At 71.1% G+C, this 16,601-nt stretch carries 13 protein-coding genes and 1 pseudogene; 8 read left to right on the top strand and 6 right to left on the bottom strand.

All coding sequences use genetic code 11. The features are described from left to right. Nucleotides 1-5: 5 nt before the first annotated feature. Together AC07F0_RS36575 and AC07F0_RS36570 are read right to left on the bottom strand one after the other, a co-directional pair. On the bottom strand, nt 6-1,565 hold the full coding sequence (locus AC07F0_RS36575; RefSeq protein ID WP_478984302.1) for a glycoside hydrolase family 53 protein: 1,560 nt from the start codon (nt 1,563-1,565) through the stop codon (nt 6-8). Between the two features lie 114 nt (nt 1,566-1,679). Next, nucleotides 1,680-3,701 carry a beta-galactosidase gene (locus AC07F0_RS36570; protein ID WP_478984301.1) on the bottom strand — a complete coding sequence of 674 codons (2,022 nt, stop codon included), beginning with the start codon at nt 3,699-3,701 and terminating at the stop codon, nt 1,680-1,682. Between the two features lie 184 nt (nt 3,702-3,885). Here AC07F0_RS36570 and AC07F0_RS36565 point away from each other — a divergent pair, with 184 nt between their 5' ends. The 5 genes from AC07F0_RS36565 (at nt 3,886) to AC07F0_RS36545 (ending at nt 8,585) form a co-directional block, all read left to right on the top strand. Next, nucleotides 3,886-5,205, top strand: a complete 1,320-nt coding sequence (locus AC07F0_RS36565) for an extracellular solute-binding protein (RefSeq protein ID WP_478984299.1) — start codon at nt 3,886-3,888, stop codon at nt 5,203-5,205. Beyond that, nucleotides 5,202-6,179, top strand: a complete 978-nt coding sequence (locus AC07F0_RS36560; RefSeq protein ID WP_478984297.1) for a carbohydrate ABC transporter permease — start codon at nt 5,202-5,204, stop codon at nt 6,177-6,179. Before AC07F0_RS36565 ends, AC07F0_RS36560 begins: the two co-directional genes overlap by 4 nt. Next, a complete protein-coding gene (locus AC07F0_RS36555) occupies nt 6,176-7,084 on the top strand; it encodes a carbohydrate ABC transporter permease (protein ID WP_478984296.1) in 909 nt (302 codons plus the stop codon). Before AC07F0_RS36560 ends, AC07F0_RS36555 begins: the two co-directional genes overlap by 4 nt. Continuing rightward, the gene (locus AC07F0_RS36550) at nt 7,081-8,112 is read left to right on the top strand and encodes a LacI family DNA-binding transcriptional regulator (RefSeq protein ID WP_478984295.1); all 1,032 of its coding nucleotides are present in this window, start codon (nt 7,081-7,083) and stop codon (nt 8,110-8,112) included. The genes AC07F0_RS36555 and AC07F0_RS36550 overlap by 4 nt, the downstream gene beginning before the upstream one ends. Nucleotides 8,113-8,195: 83 nt before the next feature. Further along, nucleotides 8,196-8,585, top strand: a complete 390-nt coding sequence (locus AC07F0_RS36545; RefSeq protein ID WP_478984293.1) for a MarR family winged helix-turn-helix transcriptional regulator — start codon at nt 8,196-8,198, stop codon at nt 8,583-8,585. A gap of 30 nt (nt 8,586-8,615) precedes the next feature. Here AC07F0_RS36545 and AC07F0_RS36540 read toward each other — a convergent pair whose 3' ends face one another. The 4 genes and pseudogenes from AC07F0_RS36540 to AC07F0_RS36525 form a co-directional block, all read right to left on the bottom strand. Then, complete coding sequence (locus tag AC07F0_RS36540; protein WP_010043978.1) at nt 8,616-9,017, bottom strand: SseB family protein; 402 nt, start codon at nt 9,015-9,017, stop codon at nt 8,616-8,618. Between the two features lie 126 nt (nt 9,018-9,143). Then, nucleotides 9,144-9,350 (bottom strand): annotated as a pseudogene (locus AC07F0_RS36535) (peptidase E); the annotation flags it as partial. A 23-nt stretch (nt 9,351-9,373) separates the two neighbouring features. Beyond that, nucleotides 9,374-10,225: a phosphotransferase enzyme family protein gene (locus tag AC07F0_RS36530; RefSeq protein WP_478984292.1), complete on the bottom strand. Its 852-nt coding sequence runs from the start codon at nt 10,223-10,225 to the stop codon at nt 9,374-9,376. A gap of 30 nt (nt 10,226-10,255) precedes the next feature. After that, nucleotides 10,256-10,915: a maltokinase N-terminal cap-like domain-containing protein gene (locus AC07F0_RS36525; protein WP_478984291.1), complete on the bottom strand. Its 660-nt coding sequence runs from the start codon at nt 10,913-10,915 to the stop codon at nt 10,256-10,258. 268 nt (nt 10,916-11,183) lie between these two features. On the opposite strand from AC07F0_RS36525, the gene AC07F0_RS36520 reads away from it, so the two are divergent. From AC07F0_RS36520 to AC07F0_RS36510, 3 genes are read left to right on the top strand one after another with little or no spacing between them, the layout of a single operon-like run. Then, nucleotides 11,184-12,377 (top strand): MFS transporter, encoded by a 1,194-nt coding sequence (locus tag AC07F0_RS36520; protein ID WP_478984290.1) that lies wholly within the window; start codon nt 11,184-11,186, stop codon nt 12,375-12,377. A 54-nt stretch (nt 12,378-12,431) separates the two neighbouring features. Further along, nucleotides 12,432-14,198: a beta-galactosidase gene (locus tag AC07F0_RS36515; RefSeq protein ID WP_478984289.1), complete on the top strand. Its 1,767-nt coding sequence runs from the start codon at nt 12,432-12,434 to the stop codon at nt 14,196-14,198. After that, a complete protein-coding gene (locus AC07F0_RS36510; RefSeq protein ID WP_478984324.1) occupies nt 14,192-16,576 on the top strand; it encodes a beta-galactosidase in 2,385 nt (794 codons plus the stop codon). The genes AC07F0_RS36515 and AC07F0_RS36510 overlap by 7 nt, the downstream gene beginning before the upstream one ends. Nucleotides 16,577-16,601 lie beyond the last annotated feature (25 nt).

Genomic DNA, 16,601 nt, shown 5'->3' with positions numbered 1-16,601 from the left:
GTGGGTCAGCGGTGGCGGAACCAGGACATCGACGACAGTGCCAGATCGTCGTAGCCGAACAGCGCCTGGTTCTCCCAGGCGTTGCCGGAGGAGGCGTCGGTCGGATCCCAGCCGTTGCCGTTCACCGCGGTCCAGGTCGCCTCCCAGTAGAAGATGCCGAGGCCACGGCCGTTCGGGACGGCCTCCACGATGCTCGCCACGTCGTTCATCCACCGGGTCTGGCCGGACACGCTCGCCGGGTAGCCGGAGACCAGCTCGGCGCCGGTGTCGATGATGTTCTCGTGCGAGTCCTCGCTGTCCAGGCGGAACGGGTAGGCGGTCTCGGCGACGAAGACCGGCTTGCCGTAGCGGGAGGCCGTGTCGTCGAGGGTGGTCTGGAAGTCGGCCAGCGTGCCGTGCCAGTAGCCGTAGTACGACAGGCCGATCGCGTCGAACTTCACGCCGTTGGAGCGCGCGCTGTCGAACCACCAGCGGGTTCCGGCCAGGTCACCGCCCTTGGCGAGGTGCAGGGCGACGGTCGTGCTGGAGTTGACCGTCTTGACCGCGTCGTAGCCGGAGTTGAGCAGACCGGCCAGCTGCGGCCAGTTGGAGGTCGATCCCTCGTTCCACAGCATGCCGCCGTTGATCTCGTTGCCGACCTGGACCATGTCGGCGCTGGTGCCCTGCGCCTTCAACGCGTTCAACACGTCGTACGTGTGGTTGTACACATCGGTCTTGAGTTGACTGTACGAGTGTCCGGCCCAGGCGGCGGGCTTGTCCTGGCGGCCCGGGTCGGCCCAGAAGTCCGAGTAGTGGAAGTCGACCAGCAGCTTCATGCCCTGCGCCTTGACGCGCTTGGCCGTGGCGAGGACGCGCGCCTTGTTGTTGTAGCCGTCGGCCGGGTTCACCCAGACCTTGAGGCGCGCGTAGTTCATGCCGGACGACTTGAGGATCGCCAGCGGGTCGCCGGCCGCGCCGGAGCTGTTCCGGTAGACGCCGCCCTTGGCCTCGCTCTTGGCCAGGGACGAGATGTCGGCACCCTTGATCGGCGTACTGGACGTGCCCGGCGTGAAGGTCAGGTCGTCAACATTGATCCAGTTACCCGCGTTGGCGTCGCTGTTGACGCTGATCGTGCACTGGTTGCTGGTCACATTGACCGGCACGACGATCCGGATCCACCCACTGGACGAGACCGGCAGATCGGTGCGCTGCTCGGCGCCGCCGCAGTTCTTCAGCGCTATGTACGCGGACTTCTGCCCGCCGCCGGAGCGCACCCAGGCGGTGAGTTTGTAGGCGCCGTTGGTGAGTCCGGACAGGTACTGGTACGTCTCCACCTTGTAGGCGGTGGAGGCCCAGTGGCTCAGGCGGTAGCTGCCGCCGTGGCCGCCGGCCTCGGTGAACGAGGCGCCGGTGTCGCCGTACTCGGACCAGCCGCCCGGTGTGGCCGCGCCCGCGCCGTCGGCCTCGAAGCCGCCGTTGGTCAGCGTGCTCGCGGCGTGGGCGGACGTGGCGGGCAGGGCGGTGAGCGCGAGCCCCGCCGCGAGCGGGAGCAGCAGGGTTCTGAGCGTGCGTCTGGGATGGAACATCGTCGTCCGTCGTCCCTTCGACGTGGGGGTTGGGGTGCCCCTCGCCCGGAGGTGAGGCGAGAGAGCCCCTCCGTCCGCGGCTCCGGTGGCTCGCACGGGCGGAGGGGAGTCGGTTCAGCCGTCGAGCCGGACGACCCGGACGGCTCCGGCCGGGACCGGCAGCCGGCCCACGGCGCGTTCACCGGTCAGCAGCTCGGTGCCGGGAACCTCCAGCGGCACCTTGGCCTCCGAGCCGGTGTGGTTGACGGCGAACAGGTAGGTGCCCGACTCGCCGGTGCGGCGCACCACTTCGACGTCCCGGGGCAGGTCGGCGCGCGGGGCGAGCCGCGCGTCCTCGACCGCCCAGCCCAGCAGCGCGTCCAGGCCGTCGGCGCCCAGCCGGGTGGAGACGTACCAGGCGGTGCCGTCGCCGCGGCGGTGCCGGGTGACGGCGGGCCGCCCGGCGGTCAGTCCGTCGGCGTACGTCAGGACGGTCTCGGCGCCGCGCGGCACCACGAACTCCGTCCACACGTCGGCGCCCAGCGCGGATCCGTCGGGGCCGGTGACGCTCACCCGCTCGCCGGGCAGCAGTGGTGAGAACTCCTCGACGGTGAGGCCGAGGACGTCCCGCAACGGCCCCGGGTAGGCGCCCTCGTGGACGGCGTCGTGCTCGTCGACGATGCCGGAGAAGTACGAGACGACCAGTGTGCCGCCGTTCTCGACGTAGGCCCTGAGGTTGGTCCCGGCCGCTTCCGTCATCAGGTACAGGGCCGGTACGACGACAAGGGGATACCTCGACAAGTCGGCTTCCGGGTGGGCGAAGTCGACGGTGAGGTGGCGGTCGTAGAGGGCCTCGTAGAAGGCGTCGGCGCGTTCGCGGGCATCGTGGTCGACGCTGGGGCGCCACTCGAGGTTCTGCGCCCACCAGGAGTGCCAGTCCCACAGCACGGCCACGTCGGCCTCGGTGCGGGTGCCGCGGATCTCGCTCAACGCGTCGACCGCCGAGCCGAGTGCGACGACCTCACGCCACACACGGGTGTCGGTGCCGCCGTGCGGGACCATCGCCGAGTGGAACTTCTCGGCGCCGCGCCGGGACTGGCGCCACTGGAAGAACATGGCGCCGTCGGAGCCGCGCGCCACGTGGGTGAGGGAGTTGCGGGCCATCTGGCCGGGGGCCTTGGCCGGGTTGCGGGGCTGCCAGTTGACGCCCGAGGTGGAGTGCTCCAGCAGCAGCCAGGGGGCGCCGCCCGCGACAGAGCGGGTGAGGTCGGCGGCCATGGCCAGGTTGACGTGGGTGCGGCGGCCGTCGGTGATCAGGTAGTGGTCGTTGGTGACGATGTCGACCTCGCGGCCCCAGGCCCAGTAGTCGACGGAGTCGCACTGGCTCAGCGCCGTCATGAAGTTGGTGGTGACCGGGACGCCGGGAGAGAGGCGGTGCAGGATGTCCCGCTCCGTCACGAAGTTCTCGCGCATGGTGGCGTCGGCGAACCGCTTGTAGTCCAGCGCCTGGCTCGGATTGACGGCCGCGGGGGTGAGCCGGGGCGGGTTGATCTCGTCGAGGTCCGTGTAGCGCTGGCCCCAGAAGGCCGTGCCCCAGGCCTCGTTGACCGCGTCGACGGTGCCGTACGTGGTCGCCAGCCAGCGGCGGAAGTGTGCGGCGCACGAGTCGCAGTAGCAGGCCGAGACGGGGACGCCGTACTCGTTGTGCACGTGCCACATCGCCAGCGCCGGGTGGTCGCCGTAGCGCTCGGCGAGCTTCGTGGTGATGGCAGCGGCGGCCACACGGTAGTCCGCGTTGCTGTGGCAGATCGCCGCGCGGGAGCCGAACTCGTAGCGCACGCCCTCGGCGGTCACCGGCAGGGCGTCCGGGTGGGCCCGGTAGAACCAGGCGGGCGGTACGACGGTGGGGGTGCCGAGGTCGACGCGGATGCCGTGCTCGTGCAGCAGGTCGAGGAGCCGGTCGAGCCAGCCGAAGTCGTGACGGCCGGGTGAGGGCTCCAGCAGCGCCCAGGAGAAGATCCCGACACTCACCATGGTGACGCCGGCCTCCCGCATCAGCCGGACGTCCTCCTGCCAGACGCTCTCCGGCCACTGCTCGGGGTTGTAGTCCCCACCGAAGGCGAGCCTGGTGAGGCCCCTGGGGGTGGTCTCCGGCATGGATGGTCTCCCGGTCGGTCGATCAATTGGGAACGTGCACACACGGCGGTGGTGTGCGGAGCCCAACATAACCGCACAGCAACAACCATTGACAAGTGTCCGGGATGTTTCTCTACTGTGAACGCTCACAGAAGCATGGCAGGTTCTCGCAGCAGGCGAGGACCCCAGGTCAGGGGAGAGATCCATGCCGTACACGAAGCGCCGCCGCCTCGTGACATCCGCCGTCGCCCTCGCGCTCGGCGCCACCGCCCTCGCCGCCTGCGGCTCGGAATCCGCGGACAGCGAGACCGAGTCGGGGCCGGCCTCGCTGACGTACTGGACCTGGACACCCGGCATGGACAAGGTCGTGGACCTGTGGAACAAGGGGCCGGGCAAGAAGGACCAGATCACCGTCACGGTGAAGAAGCAGGCGTCCGGCGACACGCTCATCACCAAGATCCTCACCGCGCACAAGGCGGGCAAGGCGCCCGACCTGGTGCAGGCGGAGTACCAGGCGCTGCCCACGCTGGTCAGCAACGACGCCCTGGTGGACATAGCGAAGAACGTGGGCGACGCGAAGGACAGGTTCGCCGACGGTGTCTGGCAGCAGACGACGCTGGGAACCGACGCCGTCTACGCGGTCCCGCAGGACATCGGGCCGATGATGTTCTACTACCGCGAGGACCTGTTCAGGGAGTACGGCCTGACGGTGCCGACGACCTGGGACGAGTTCGCGAAGACCGCGCGCAAGCTGAAGCAGGCCGCCCCCGACAAGGACCTCACCACCTTCTCGGCCAACGACTCCGGCCTCTTCGCGGGCCTCGCCCAGCAGGCGGGCGCCAAGTGGTGGACGACTTCCGGTGACCAGTGGAAGGTCGCCATCAACGACGCGGCGACGCAGAAGGTCGCGAAGTTCTGGGGCGGCCTGGTCAAGGAGGGCGCCATCGACAACCAGCCGATGTACACCCCGTCCTGGAACAAGGCGCTCAACACCGGCAAGCAGATCGCCTGGGTCAGCGCCGTGTGGGCACCGGGCACGCTCACCACGGCCGCCCCCGCCACCAAGGGCAAGTGGGCCATGGCCCCGCTCCCCCAGTGGTCCGCGAACGAGAACAGCACGGGCAGCTGGGGCGGCTCCTCCACCGCCGTCACCACGGACTCCAAGCACCAGCAGGCCGCCGCCAAGTTCGCCACCTGGCTGAACACCGACGGCGACGCCCTCAACGCCCTGGCCAAGGAGAGCGGCATCTACCCGGCCGCCAAGAACGCCCAGACCAGCGGCGCCTTCCTCAAGCCGCCGGCCTACTTCTCCAACCAGGCCGACTTCTACAGCAAGGCCGCCGACATCGCGGAGACCACGGCGCCGGCCGCCTGGGGCCCCAACGTGAACGTCGCCTACACCACCTTCAAGGACGCCTTCGGCGCCGCCGCGAAGAACAAGTCGGACTTCGGCGCCGCGCTGGAGGAGATGCAGGACGACACCGTCGCCGACATGAAGAAGCAGGGCTTCGAGGTCGCGGAGTGAAAAGCACGGCACACCGGCGGTCGTACGGGGTCAAGGGGGCCCCGTACGACCACCCGTCTCCCACCACCACCCTCAGACGAGCACGAAGCGCCCCCTACTTCTTCCTCCTCCCCGCGACGATCCTCTTCGCGCTCTTCTTCGCGCTGCCGATCGGCTACGCGGTCTGGCTCAGCCTCCGCAAGGTGAAGGTCTCCGGCCTCGGCCTGGGCTCCGGCGCCCGCAAGGAGGTCTGGGCCGGGCTGGAGAACTACACCGACGCCCTCACCGACAGCGAGCTGGTGAACGGGGCGCTGCGCGTACTGGGCTACGGCTGCATCGTCGTCCCGGTCATGCTCGGCCTCGCCCTGCTGTTCGCGCTGATGCTGGACTCGGAGAAGGTGCGGCTGGCCCCCTTCACCCGGCTCGCGATCTTCCTGCCGTACGCCATCCCCGGTGTGGTGGCGGCGCTGCTGTGGGGCTTCCTGTACCTGCCGGACGTCAGCCCCTTCTACTTCGTGCTCGACAAGCTGGGCCTGCCGCAGCCGGACCTGCTGGACGGCGGGCCGCTGTACCTGGCCCTGTCGAACATCGCGGTCTGGGGCGGCACCGGCTTCAACATGATCGTCATCTACACCTCGCTCCAGTCGATCCCGGCGGAGGTGTACGAGGCGGCGAAGCTGGACGGCGCCACCCCGGCGCAGATCGCGCTGCGGATCAAGATCCCGATGGTGGCGCCCTCGCTGGTGCTGACCTTCTTCTTCTCGATCATCGCGACGCTCCAGGTGTTCAGCGAACCGACCACTCTCAAGCCCCTCACCAACTCGGTGTCCACGACGTGGAGTCCGCTGATGAACGTGCACCGGGACGCGTTCGGCGAGGGTGACATCTACGGCGCCGCGGCGCAGGCCGTGATCATCGCGGTCGTCACGCTCCTGCTGTCCTTCGGCTTCCTGCGGGCCGCGAACCGTCGTCAGAAGCAGGAGGCAGCCCGATGAGCTCCCTTGCCGTTTCCCAGGCCGAGCCGGTGGCGGGCACCGCGCCCGGTACCGCCCGGAGCCGCCCGCCGCTGCGCCGCCGGATCGCCCTGATCCCGACGGTCACGCTGTTCCTCGGGGCGGTCTACTGCCTGCTCCCGGTGGCCTGGGTGGTCATCGCGGCCACGAAGTCCGGCAGTGAGCTGTTCTCCACGTTCACGTTCCTGCCGGGCACGGGCTTCGCCGACAACTTCCAGGATCTGAGCGCCTACCGCGACGGCGTCTACTGGTCGTGGATGGGCAACTCCGCCCTGTACGCCGGGCTCGGCGCCCTGCTGTCGACATGCGTGTCGGCGTTCAGCGGCTTCGCGCTGGCGACCTACCGCTTCCGGGCCCGCGAGACGATCTTCAACGTGCTGCTCGCCGGTGTGCTGATGCCGCCGGTGATCCTGGCCATCCCGCAGTACCTGCTGCTGGCGAAGGCCGACCTCACGGACTCCTACCTGTCCGTCCTGCTGCCGCAGATCCTGTCGCCGTACGGCGTCTACCTCGCCCGGATCTACGCCGCCGCCGCGGTGCCGGCCGACGTGGTCGAGGCCGGCCGGATGGACGGGGCGAGCGAGTGGCGGATCTTCACGCGGATCGCGCTGCCGATGATGATCCCGGGCATGGTGACGGTGTTCCTGTTCCAGTTCGTGGCGATCTGGAACAACTTCCTGCTGCCGTACATCATGATCAGCGACGACGAGAAGTTCCCGATCACCCTCGGTCTGTTCACCTTGCTGGAGCAGGGCGCCAACACCCCGGCGCTGTACACGCTGGTGATCACGGGCGCCTTCCTGGCGGTGCTCCCGCTGGTCGCTCTCTTCCTGGTCATCCAGCGCTTCTGGAGTCTGGATCTGCTCTCCGGAGCCGTAAAGTCATGACCATGAACGCTGCGGGGGGCAGGCGCAGGCCGCCCACGATCCACGACGTGGCGCGCGAGGCGGGGGTCTCGCGCGGCACGGTCTCGCGTGTGCTCAACGGCGGCCACTACGTCAGCCCGGCCGCCCAGGAAGCGGTCAACGCGGCCATCCGAAGGACGGGGTACGTCGTCAACCGGCACGCCCGCTCCCTGATCACCGGGCGGTCCGACTCGATCGGCTTCCTGCTGACCGAACCGCAGGAGAAGCTGTTCGAGGACCCCAACTTCAACGTCCTGCTGCGCTGCTGCACCCAGGCGCTGGCCGCGCACGACATCCCCCTGCTGCTGATGCTGGCCGGCACGCAGGACGAACGGCGGCGGATCACCCGGTACATCACCGCGGGCCACGTCGACGGCGTGCTGCTCGTCTCCAGCCACTCCGCCGACCCGGTCGCCGAGCAACTGCACGAGGCGGGGGTGCCCCTCGTGCAGTGCGGCAAGCCCATGGGGCGCGGCTCCAAGGTGAGCTACGTGGCGGCGGACGACCGGGACGGCGCCCGCGACATGATGCGCCACCTGCTGTCGCTGGGCCGCCGCCGCATCGGCGTGGTGAACGGCCCGATGGACACCCCGGGCGGTGTCGATCGCCTCGCCGGCTACAAGGAGGTGCTCACCGAAGCGGGCCTGGAGATCGACGAGCGGCTCATCGTCTCCGGCGACTGGGGCCGGGCCAGCGGCGAGGCGGGCGCCGAGCGGCTGCTGGCACAGGCCCCGGACCTGGACGCGGTGTTCGTCGCCTCGGACCTCATGGCGCAGGGCGTGCTGGCCGCCCTCCAGCGGGCTGGGCGGCGCGTGCCGCAGGACGTCGCGGTCGGCGGCTTCGACGACTCCCCGGCCGCCCTGGCCTCCAGCCCAGAGCTCACGACCATCCGGCAGCCGTGGGACCGGATCAGCACGGAGATGGTGCGGGTGCTGCTCGCGCAGATCGGGGGCGACGATCCGGCGGCGGTGATCCTGCCGACGGAGCTGGTCAAGCGGGAGTCGACGTAGGCTCCCGCCGTCCGGCGAGGGACGCGTACCGCGCACACTGCATGCATGGTCATCGAATGCCGGGCCGGTGTTACCGTTCACATATGGCGTCGAAAACGGCTGGTGCGCGGCTCGAGGAACGGTGGCGGGACATCCTGTCGGCGCACGCGCGCACGATGTGCGAGATCGACCGGGTGCTGCATCCGCACGGCCTCGGCGCGTCCGACTTCGAGGTCCTGGACATCCTCGCCACGGCGGCACCCGAGGAGGGCGAGCAGTGCCGGGTGCAGAACCTCGTCGGACGGGTCCATCTCAGCCAGAGCGCGCTGTCCCGGCTCATCGCCCGGCTGGAGAAGGACGGGCTGGTGACGCGTTCGGTGTGCGTGGAGGACCGGCGCGGCGTGTGGGTGGCCCTGACCTCCAAGGGCCGTGACCTGCACGCAGAGGTGCTGCCGCTGCAGCGGGCCGCGCTGGCCCGGACTCTGGGCGAGTAGACCGCCCGGCCCGGGCCGGCGTACTCGGTCCTAGGGACGTGCCAGCAGGGTGCGTACTCCCTCCGAGGTGAGCGTCAGGCGGTGCTCCGAGCTGCCGTCTATGGTGAGCGACAGGTCGTCGGCCGGCCACTGGGCGGCCAGGGCGCCGAGCGGCACCAGACGGTAGCGGGAGACGAACGGCAGCAGCCCGGCCATCTCCACCTCGGAGGTGAACACGGGCACCACCGGCTCGCCGCCGGGCTGCTCCAGCACCGGCAGTGCCACCGCCGAGGGGTTCGCGGCGTCGGCGTCGTTCGCGTCGTCGGGCACGGGGATGAGCACGTCGCTGTTGGCGAGCGCGTCCAGAGCCGCCGCGTCCTCGGTGTTCTCGGTGAGGACGTCCAGAGCCCGCTGGGCGGGCGTGGGCGTGGGGTCGTTTGCGGGTGTCTCCATGGCAGATTCCCTGGTAGCGGCGGTCGTGCGGCCCGTCCGGGGCATGATCCGCCCCGGACGCGGTGTTGCTCGCGTACCCGATCGCGCCCGGGGCAATCCTGCTTGATCTTTGAGGTTCAGGGGTGCGCCCCCTCGGCCGGCTCCCCCCACCCAGTACCCCCCGGCTCCCCTCGCCCGGCTGACGGCCTCCGTCAGCACGCCGTCCGTGACCAGTGCCGCGGCCCCGTCCTCCACCGCCCGGCCTGTCGGCAACCGCCCCGCTGCCACGGCCGCGCGGCAGGAGGGGCGGCGGCCCGGTTCACTGTCGTAGCGCGGGCAGACGGAGCCGGGCAGAGGAACCCATCTGCCACCCGCGATCAACCCTGCGCACGCAGGCCGTTCCGATCGCCCGCCGCCCGGATCCGGCCGAGCCACTGCCCGGCCAGCCTGCGCCCGTCGGGGAGTTGGTCGTCTCGGTCCCAGCGCCATGTCGTGATCATCGCCAGCACAAGGAGCCGGCACTCGCGCAGCACTGCCTGATCGACGCCCGGATAGTGCTCGCCGACTTCTTCGGGCGCATGGGCGAGGTCGAATGCGACGGGCCCGCGGCAGCACGTCTCAAGGTCGATGAACAGCAGCCCGTTCCTCGTGGTGAGCAGGTTGCCCGGGTGTGGCTCGCCGTGCAGCAGCTGCTCGGCGCCGCCGCGCTCGCCGATCGCCCGTCTCAGGCTCCGCAGCGTGTCCCCGAGCAGCTTCCGGTCGGCGCCGGCGAGCGCCGGTGTGCGATCGTGGTTCGCCACGAGTCGTTGCGCCTGCTCGACTCGGTCCGTGAAGTGCGGCGCCGGGAAGGCGAGTTCGCGCATGCCGGTATGCAGCAGCTTGAGCGTGGTGGCGTAGTCGGCCGGTGAGATCTCCCGCGGGGTCACGGGTTCGTAGTAGGTCCACAACGTGATCTCGTAGCCGTCACGCTCATGGACACGTGGCTCCACTCGAGGCTCCAGGGCAGCCACGGGGCATCCGGCTTCGGCGAGCCGCTGGGCGAGGTCGACTTCGAACTGGGCGACCTGATGCGCTGCGGGTGCCACCCGGGCCAGGACATCGCACGGCAGCAGACGCAGAGTGAGCTTGTTCGAGTCATGAAGAACGAGCGCGTCGTCGGCTGTCAGGCCGAGTGACGAGGCGGTCGACAGGGCCGCGGCCACCGCCCGCCGGGCCTCGGACGTCTTCATCGCCGCATGGTCCCTCTCCCCTCAGCACACCTAGTCGCGCGGGCCGGTGTGCAGAACGGCGAAGACCCCGCGGGTACGGGTGCCGTCCGGAAGCTGCCAGGCGCCGGCGACCTGGCCGGTCACTCCACGGGAGGGCGGAAGCGGGCCGTCCGGGGCAGGTCGCAGGATCCGGTGCAGGTGGAGGGTGGTGCCGTGCCGGGCGGTCAACCGGGTGCCGTCCTGGTCGTCGGTGGCGACGAAGTCCGTGGGGAGGGGGCCTTCGCCGGTGTGGGAGGCGACGACCTCCCGGTCGGGGGCATCGCTGACGCTCTGGGCCTGGGCCAGCGCCCGGCCCTCGATCAAGGCGGCCAACTGGGCGACCAGCACGGGGTCGTGGCAACCGTCGTAGGCCCAGCGCTTCCCGAGCACGCCGTGCTCCATGGTGCCCACGAGGGCGTGTTCCGCCCCGTCGAGCGCGGCACCGCGATAGGTGAGCGGCACCTGGTAGGTGACGGGCTGAGGACCCGAGGTGTCGGTGACGACCATGAACTCGATCCCGACCTCGCCCTGCGGGTCGTCCAGCCGGAAGCCGCCGGCCTTGGCCAGCTGCGGTCCGGCAGCACCACCGCGGAACCACGGACGGGACGGCAGCCAGGAGGTGAGCAGTTCCAGCTTGGTCGGTTCGACCGTGGTGCGGTGGATGACGGCCATGCCGAGGGTTTCCTTCCGTCCGTTGTTCCTGCCCGAGGGCGCGGATGGCCCACGCGCGCATTAGATCAGCCGCCGTACCGGCTTGACCACGCGATTACTGGTGGGGGCGAGGCAGCCCGGAGGTTGCGCGGGCTTCTCATTCGTGCCGTCAAGGGGTGTCGGCGAACTTGATGTTACCGGTAACATCACCCTCGCCCGCCCTCGCTTCGAGCCGTACGCGCCATGTCCTCCGCCCGCCGCATCCGGCCGGCCGCCCCCTGGAGTCCGCTTGACCGACCAGCCCACCGCGCAGCGCGCGGTCAGCCTCTCCCCCGACCCGCCGGCCCCGGTCTTCAGTCGGTCCGCCGCGGTCGCCTCCTGTGCGGGCTTCGTGCTCATGGGTGCGTTGCAGGCCCTGTACGGGCCCGCGATCCCCGGCTTCCGCGCGGAGTTCGGGCTCTCGCCGTCCGCCGCCGGGCTGGGGCTCAGTGCCCACTTCGTCGGTGGCGTGGCCGGTGTGCTGCTGTTCGACCGGCTCTACGGGCGGGTCGGCAACCGTCACCTCCTCGGCAGCTCCTACCTGCTGATGGCGGTCGGCGCGGCGGGCTTCGCGCTGGCGCCCGGCTGGCCCACCGCCCTGGCGGCGGCGCTGCTCGCCGGGCTCGGTTTCGGCGGCATCGACTACGGCCTCAACCAGCTGTTCGCCGTGGGCTTCGGCCACCGTTCGACCGCGATGCTGAACATCCTCCACGCCCACTTCGGCATCGGTGCCATCCTCGGCCCCGCCCTGATCGGCGTGGTCGGCTCCGGGCACTACGCGGCCGTCTTCCTCGGTTTCGCCCTCGCCAACCTGCCGTTGCTGCTGTGTCTGAGGGGCGTACGGAACGACGCGCCCGCCCCGGCCGCCGACGAGGCGAGCCGTGGTGGGGTCCTCCGGCGGAGCCTCGCCTCGGTACTCGCCGTCTTCGTCGCGCTCTACGTCCTGCACGTGGGCATCGAGGCCGGTGTCGGCGGCTGGGAACCCACCCACCTGGAGACCGTCGGCTACGGCGCGGGCGTGGCCGCCACCGCCACGTCCGTGTACTGGCTGATGATGACCGTCGGCCGCTTCCTGGTCGCGCCGCTCGCGCTGCGTTTCTCCGCCCAGGCGATCATCACCGTCTCCTGCGCGGGCATGACGGTGTGTCTGCTGGCCGCGTCCGTGCCGCCGCTGGCACCGTACGCGTACGCCGGTGTCGGTCTGTTCATCGCGCCGATCTTCCCCACCGGGCTGCCGTGGCTGAACCGGGCCGCCCCGCGGGCCCGCAGAGCCGGTGCCCTCGTCATCGCCGCGTCCATGGTCGGCGGTGTCGTGGCAGGTCCGGCGCTGGGCAAGGCCATCGAGTGGTCGGACGTCCGCGCGGTGCCCCTGCTGCTGTGCGGTGTCTCGGCGCTGTGCCTGGCCGCGACGCTCTGGCTGATCCGCGTCACCCGCTCCCACTGAAACGTCCATCGACGTCCATCGACGTCCGCCCGCATCCCGAAGGGAAGCCTGCTCATGCCCGCCCTGACGACGACGTCCGACGGATTCCTGCTGCACGGCGAGCCGTTCCGGATCATCTCCGGTGCGCTGCACTACTTCCGTGTCCACCCCGGCCTGTGGTCCGACCGGCTGCGCAAGGCCCGGCTGATGGGCCTCAACACGGTGGAGACGTACCTCCCGTGGAACCACCACCAGCCCGACCCCGAGGGCCCTCTCGTGTTCGACGGTCTCCTCGACCTGCCCCGGTTCCTCCAGCTCGCCCGGGACGAGGGGCTGTACGTGCTGCTGCGTCCCGGCCCGTTCATCTGTGCCGAGTGGGACGGCGGCGGCCTGCCCGACTGGCTGACCTCGGACCCGGACATCCGGCTGCGGTCCAGCGATCCGCGTTTCACCGGGGCCGTCGACCGCTACCTGGACCTGCTGCTGCCCGCGCTCCGGCCGCACCTGGCCGCGGCGGGCGGCCCCGTCATCGCCGTACAGGTGGAGAACGAGTACGGGGCCTACGGCGACGACAGCGCGTATCTGAAGCACCTGGCCGACGCGTTCCGCTCCCGGGGCGTCGAGGAGCTGCTGTTCACCTGCGACCAGACCGACCCCGAGCACCTGGCCGCCGGGAGCCTGCCGGGCGTGCTGACCGCCGGCACCTTCGGCAGCCGCGTCGAGCAGAACCTCGGGCGGCTGCGCGAGCACCGGAGTGAAGGCCCGCTGTTCTGCGCGGAGTTCTGGATCGGCTGGTTCGACCACTGGGGCGGGCCGCACCACGTACGGGACGCGGCCGACGCCGCCGCCGATCTGGACCGGCTGCTGTCCGCCGGGGCGTCCGTCAACGTCTACATGTTCCACGGCGGCACCAACTTCGGTTTCACCAACGGCGCCAATCACAAGCACGCCTACCAGCCCACCGTCACGTCGTACGACTACGACGCCGCGCTCACCGAGTGCGGCGACCCCGGCCCGAAGTACCACGCCTTCCGGGAGGTCATCGCCCGCCATACGGGCGTCCCCGACGAGCCCGCCTTGGCGCCCGGCCCCAAACTGCCGCCGACCGGAGTCGAGTTGGACGGCCGGGCACCCCTGCTCCCCCTCGTCGGCGCGCTCGCCGCTCCCGTCCGCACCGATGACCCGGTGACCATGGGCGAGCTCGGGCAGCACACCGGCTACGCGCTCTACCGCACCGTCCTGCCCTCCTCCGGTGACGGCCTGCTGCACTTCGCCGGCGGGGTCGGCGACCGTGCCCAGGTCTTCGTCGACGGCGCACCCGCCGGTGTGCTGGAGCGCGAACGCCACGACGAGACGCTGCCGGTGCGTGTCCCACACCCGGGAGCCAGGCTGGAGGTGCTCGTCGAGAACATGGGCGGCGTCAATTACGGGCCCCGCATCGGAGCCCCGAAGGGCCTGCTCGGGCCCGTCTTCCTCAACGGAACGGCCCTGCGTGGCTGGGACTGCCACGCGCTGCCACTGGACGACCTGGAGGCGGTGCCGTTCGCACCGGGCGACGGGACGGCGGTCACCGTGCCCGCCTTCCACCGCGGCACGTTCGAGGTGGACACGCCCGCCGACGCCTTCCTCGCCCTGCCCGGCTGGACGAAGGGACAGGCCTGGGTCAACGGCTTCCACCTGGGCCGCTACTGGAACCGCGGCCCCCAGCACACGCTCTACGTCCCCGCGCCGGTGCTGCGGCCGGGCGGCAACGAGCTGGTCCTGCTGGAACTGCACGGCACCACCGCCACCCGCGCCCAGTTGACCGACACGCCCGACCTCGGCCCGGAGAACACCTGGTGACCCCGCACCGGCTGCGCGTGCCCGCGCCCTCCGCTCCCCCGCCGACCGGCCACCTGCCCTTCGCGGACGCGCCGGGCGTGCCCGATCCGATCGAGGTCACCGGCCGCCGGCTCACCCGCGGCGGCCGCCCCTGGTTCCCGGTCTCCGGCGAGTTCCACTACTCCCGCTACCCGGCCCGGGAATGGGAGGAGGAGCTGCTGAAGATGAAGGCGGGCGGACTGACCGCCGTCGCCTCGTACGTCATCTGGATCCACCACGAGGAGACCGAGGGGCGGATCCGCTTCGACGGGGACCTGGACCTGCGCCGCTTCGCCGAGCTGTGCGCCCGCCACGGCCTGGACTTCATCCCGCGGATCGGCCCGTGGTGCCATGCGGAGGTACGCAACGGCGGCCTGCCCGACTGGTTGCTCGCCCGCGTCCGGGCGCCGCGCACCGACGATCCGGCCTATCTGGAGCCCGTACGCGCCTGGTTCGCGGCCGTCGCGGAGCAACTGCGCGGTCTGGACCGGGCACACGGCGGCCCGATCGTCGCGATCCAGATCGAGAACGAGCTCTACGACCAGCCGGGCCATCTGCGCACCCTGAAGCGCCTGGCCCAGGAGGCCGGGCTGAGCGCCCCGCTGTGGACGTCGACCGCCTGGGGCGGGGTCCAGCTCCCGGGCGAGGAACTGCTCCCGCTGTACGGCGGCTATCCGGAGGCGTTCTGGACGGAGGCGGACGGCGGCTGGCCCGACACCTGCCGCAAGCACTTCTTCCTCACCCACGAGCGCGACGACGAGGGCATCGGCGCCGATCTGCGGCCCACGGCCGTACGCGGCGCCGACCAGGTACCGGCGGACCGGTTCCCCTGGGCCACCTGTGAGCTGGGCGGCGGCATGGCGGTGGCCTACCACCGGCGCCCCCGCGTGGAGGCCGCCGACGTGGCCGCGCTGGGGCTCACCAAGATCGGCTGCGGTTCGGTCTGGCAGGGCTACTACATGTTCCACGGCGGCACGAACCCGCCCGGCGAGCTGACGACCCTTCAGGAGTCGCACACCACCGGCTATCCCAACGACCTGCCGGTCCTGACCTACGACTTCCAGGCCCCGCTCGGCGAGTACGGCCAGGTGCGTGCCTCGTACCACGAACTGCGGCTCCAGCACCTGCTGCTGGCCGACTTCGGGCACCGGATCGCTGCGATGGAGTCCGTGCTGCCCGAGCGGCTGCCGACGGGGCAGCACGACCGGGAGACGCTGCGCTGGGCGGTCCGTACCGACGGCACGTCCGGCTTCCTGTTCGTGACCAACCACCAGCCGCACGAGCCGCTGCCCGACCACCCGGACACGGCCTTCACGGTCGACTTCCCGGACGGGCCCGCGCTGACCCTGCCCAGCACTCCCGTCACCGTGCCCTCCGGCGCGTGCTTCTGCTGGCCCCTGCGGCTGGACGTGGCCGGGCTGCGTCTGGACTGGGCGACCGCGCAGCCGGTGTGCGCCGTCGAGGCGGGCGGCCGTACGGTCCTGGTGCTGGCCGCGGCCGACGGCATCGCGCCCGAACTGGCCCTGGACGCGGACACGGTGGCGTCCGTCGCGACACCGACCGGGGAGGTCACGCCGGTCGGCGGCCGGATCCTGGTCAGCGGAGTGCGGCCCGGCACCGACGCCCTGGTCGAGGTGGACGCCGCCGACGGTTCACGCGTCGGGTTGCTGGTTCTGGACGCGGCGACGGCCCGTACCGTCTACCGGGGGGACGCCTGGGGAGCCGAGCGGCTGGTGCTGTGCGGGGACGGTGTCGTCTTCCAAGGTGACGAGGTACGGCTGCACAGTCCGGCCGCCGAGCCGTCGTGCGCGGTGCTGCCCGCGCCGGATTCCGTCCCGGTGGTGGCGGGGACACGGGTGCGGGAGGCGGCGGACGGTGTGTTCACCCGCTACACGATCGAGGCCGCGCCCCTCCCGGACACCGCGGTGCCCGTCACCCTGGTCAGGCCTGCCGGTCCGGCGCCCGAGCCGGTGACCGGCGTGCAGGGCCGGGCGAGCGTGCCGGCGGACAAGTACGTGGAGACGGTGGCCGCCGAGTACCGCGTCGACATCCCGGAGGACCTGCTGCGGGCGCCCGCCGGTGTCCTGCTGCGGCTGCGGTGGACGGGTGATCTGGGCCGGGCCTACGTGGGGGGTGTCCTGGTCGCCGACCAGTTCTACTCGGGCCGGGTCTGGGACATCGGCCTGGACCGGCTGCCGGTCGAGGCGCTGAGAACGCAGGGCCTGCGTCTGAAGGTGCTGCCGTTGGCGGCGGACGCCCGGGTTCATGTGCCGGGACAGGTGGGCGAAGAGTGGCGAGCGGCGGGTGTGCGCCGCGCCGAGTGGGTGGTCACGCGCGCGTGGACGATGCGGGCCCGCTGAGAAACCCCACGATCCCCGCCCGGCC

Source organism: Streptomyces sp. NPDC045955 (assembly GCF_056430805.1).
This window is presented reverse-complemented; position numbering and strand designations above follow the sequence as displayed.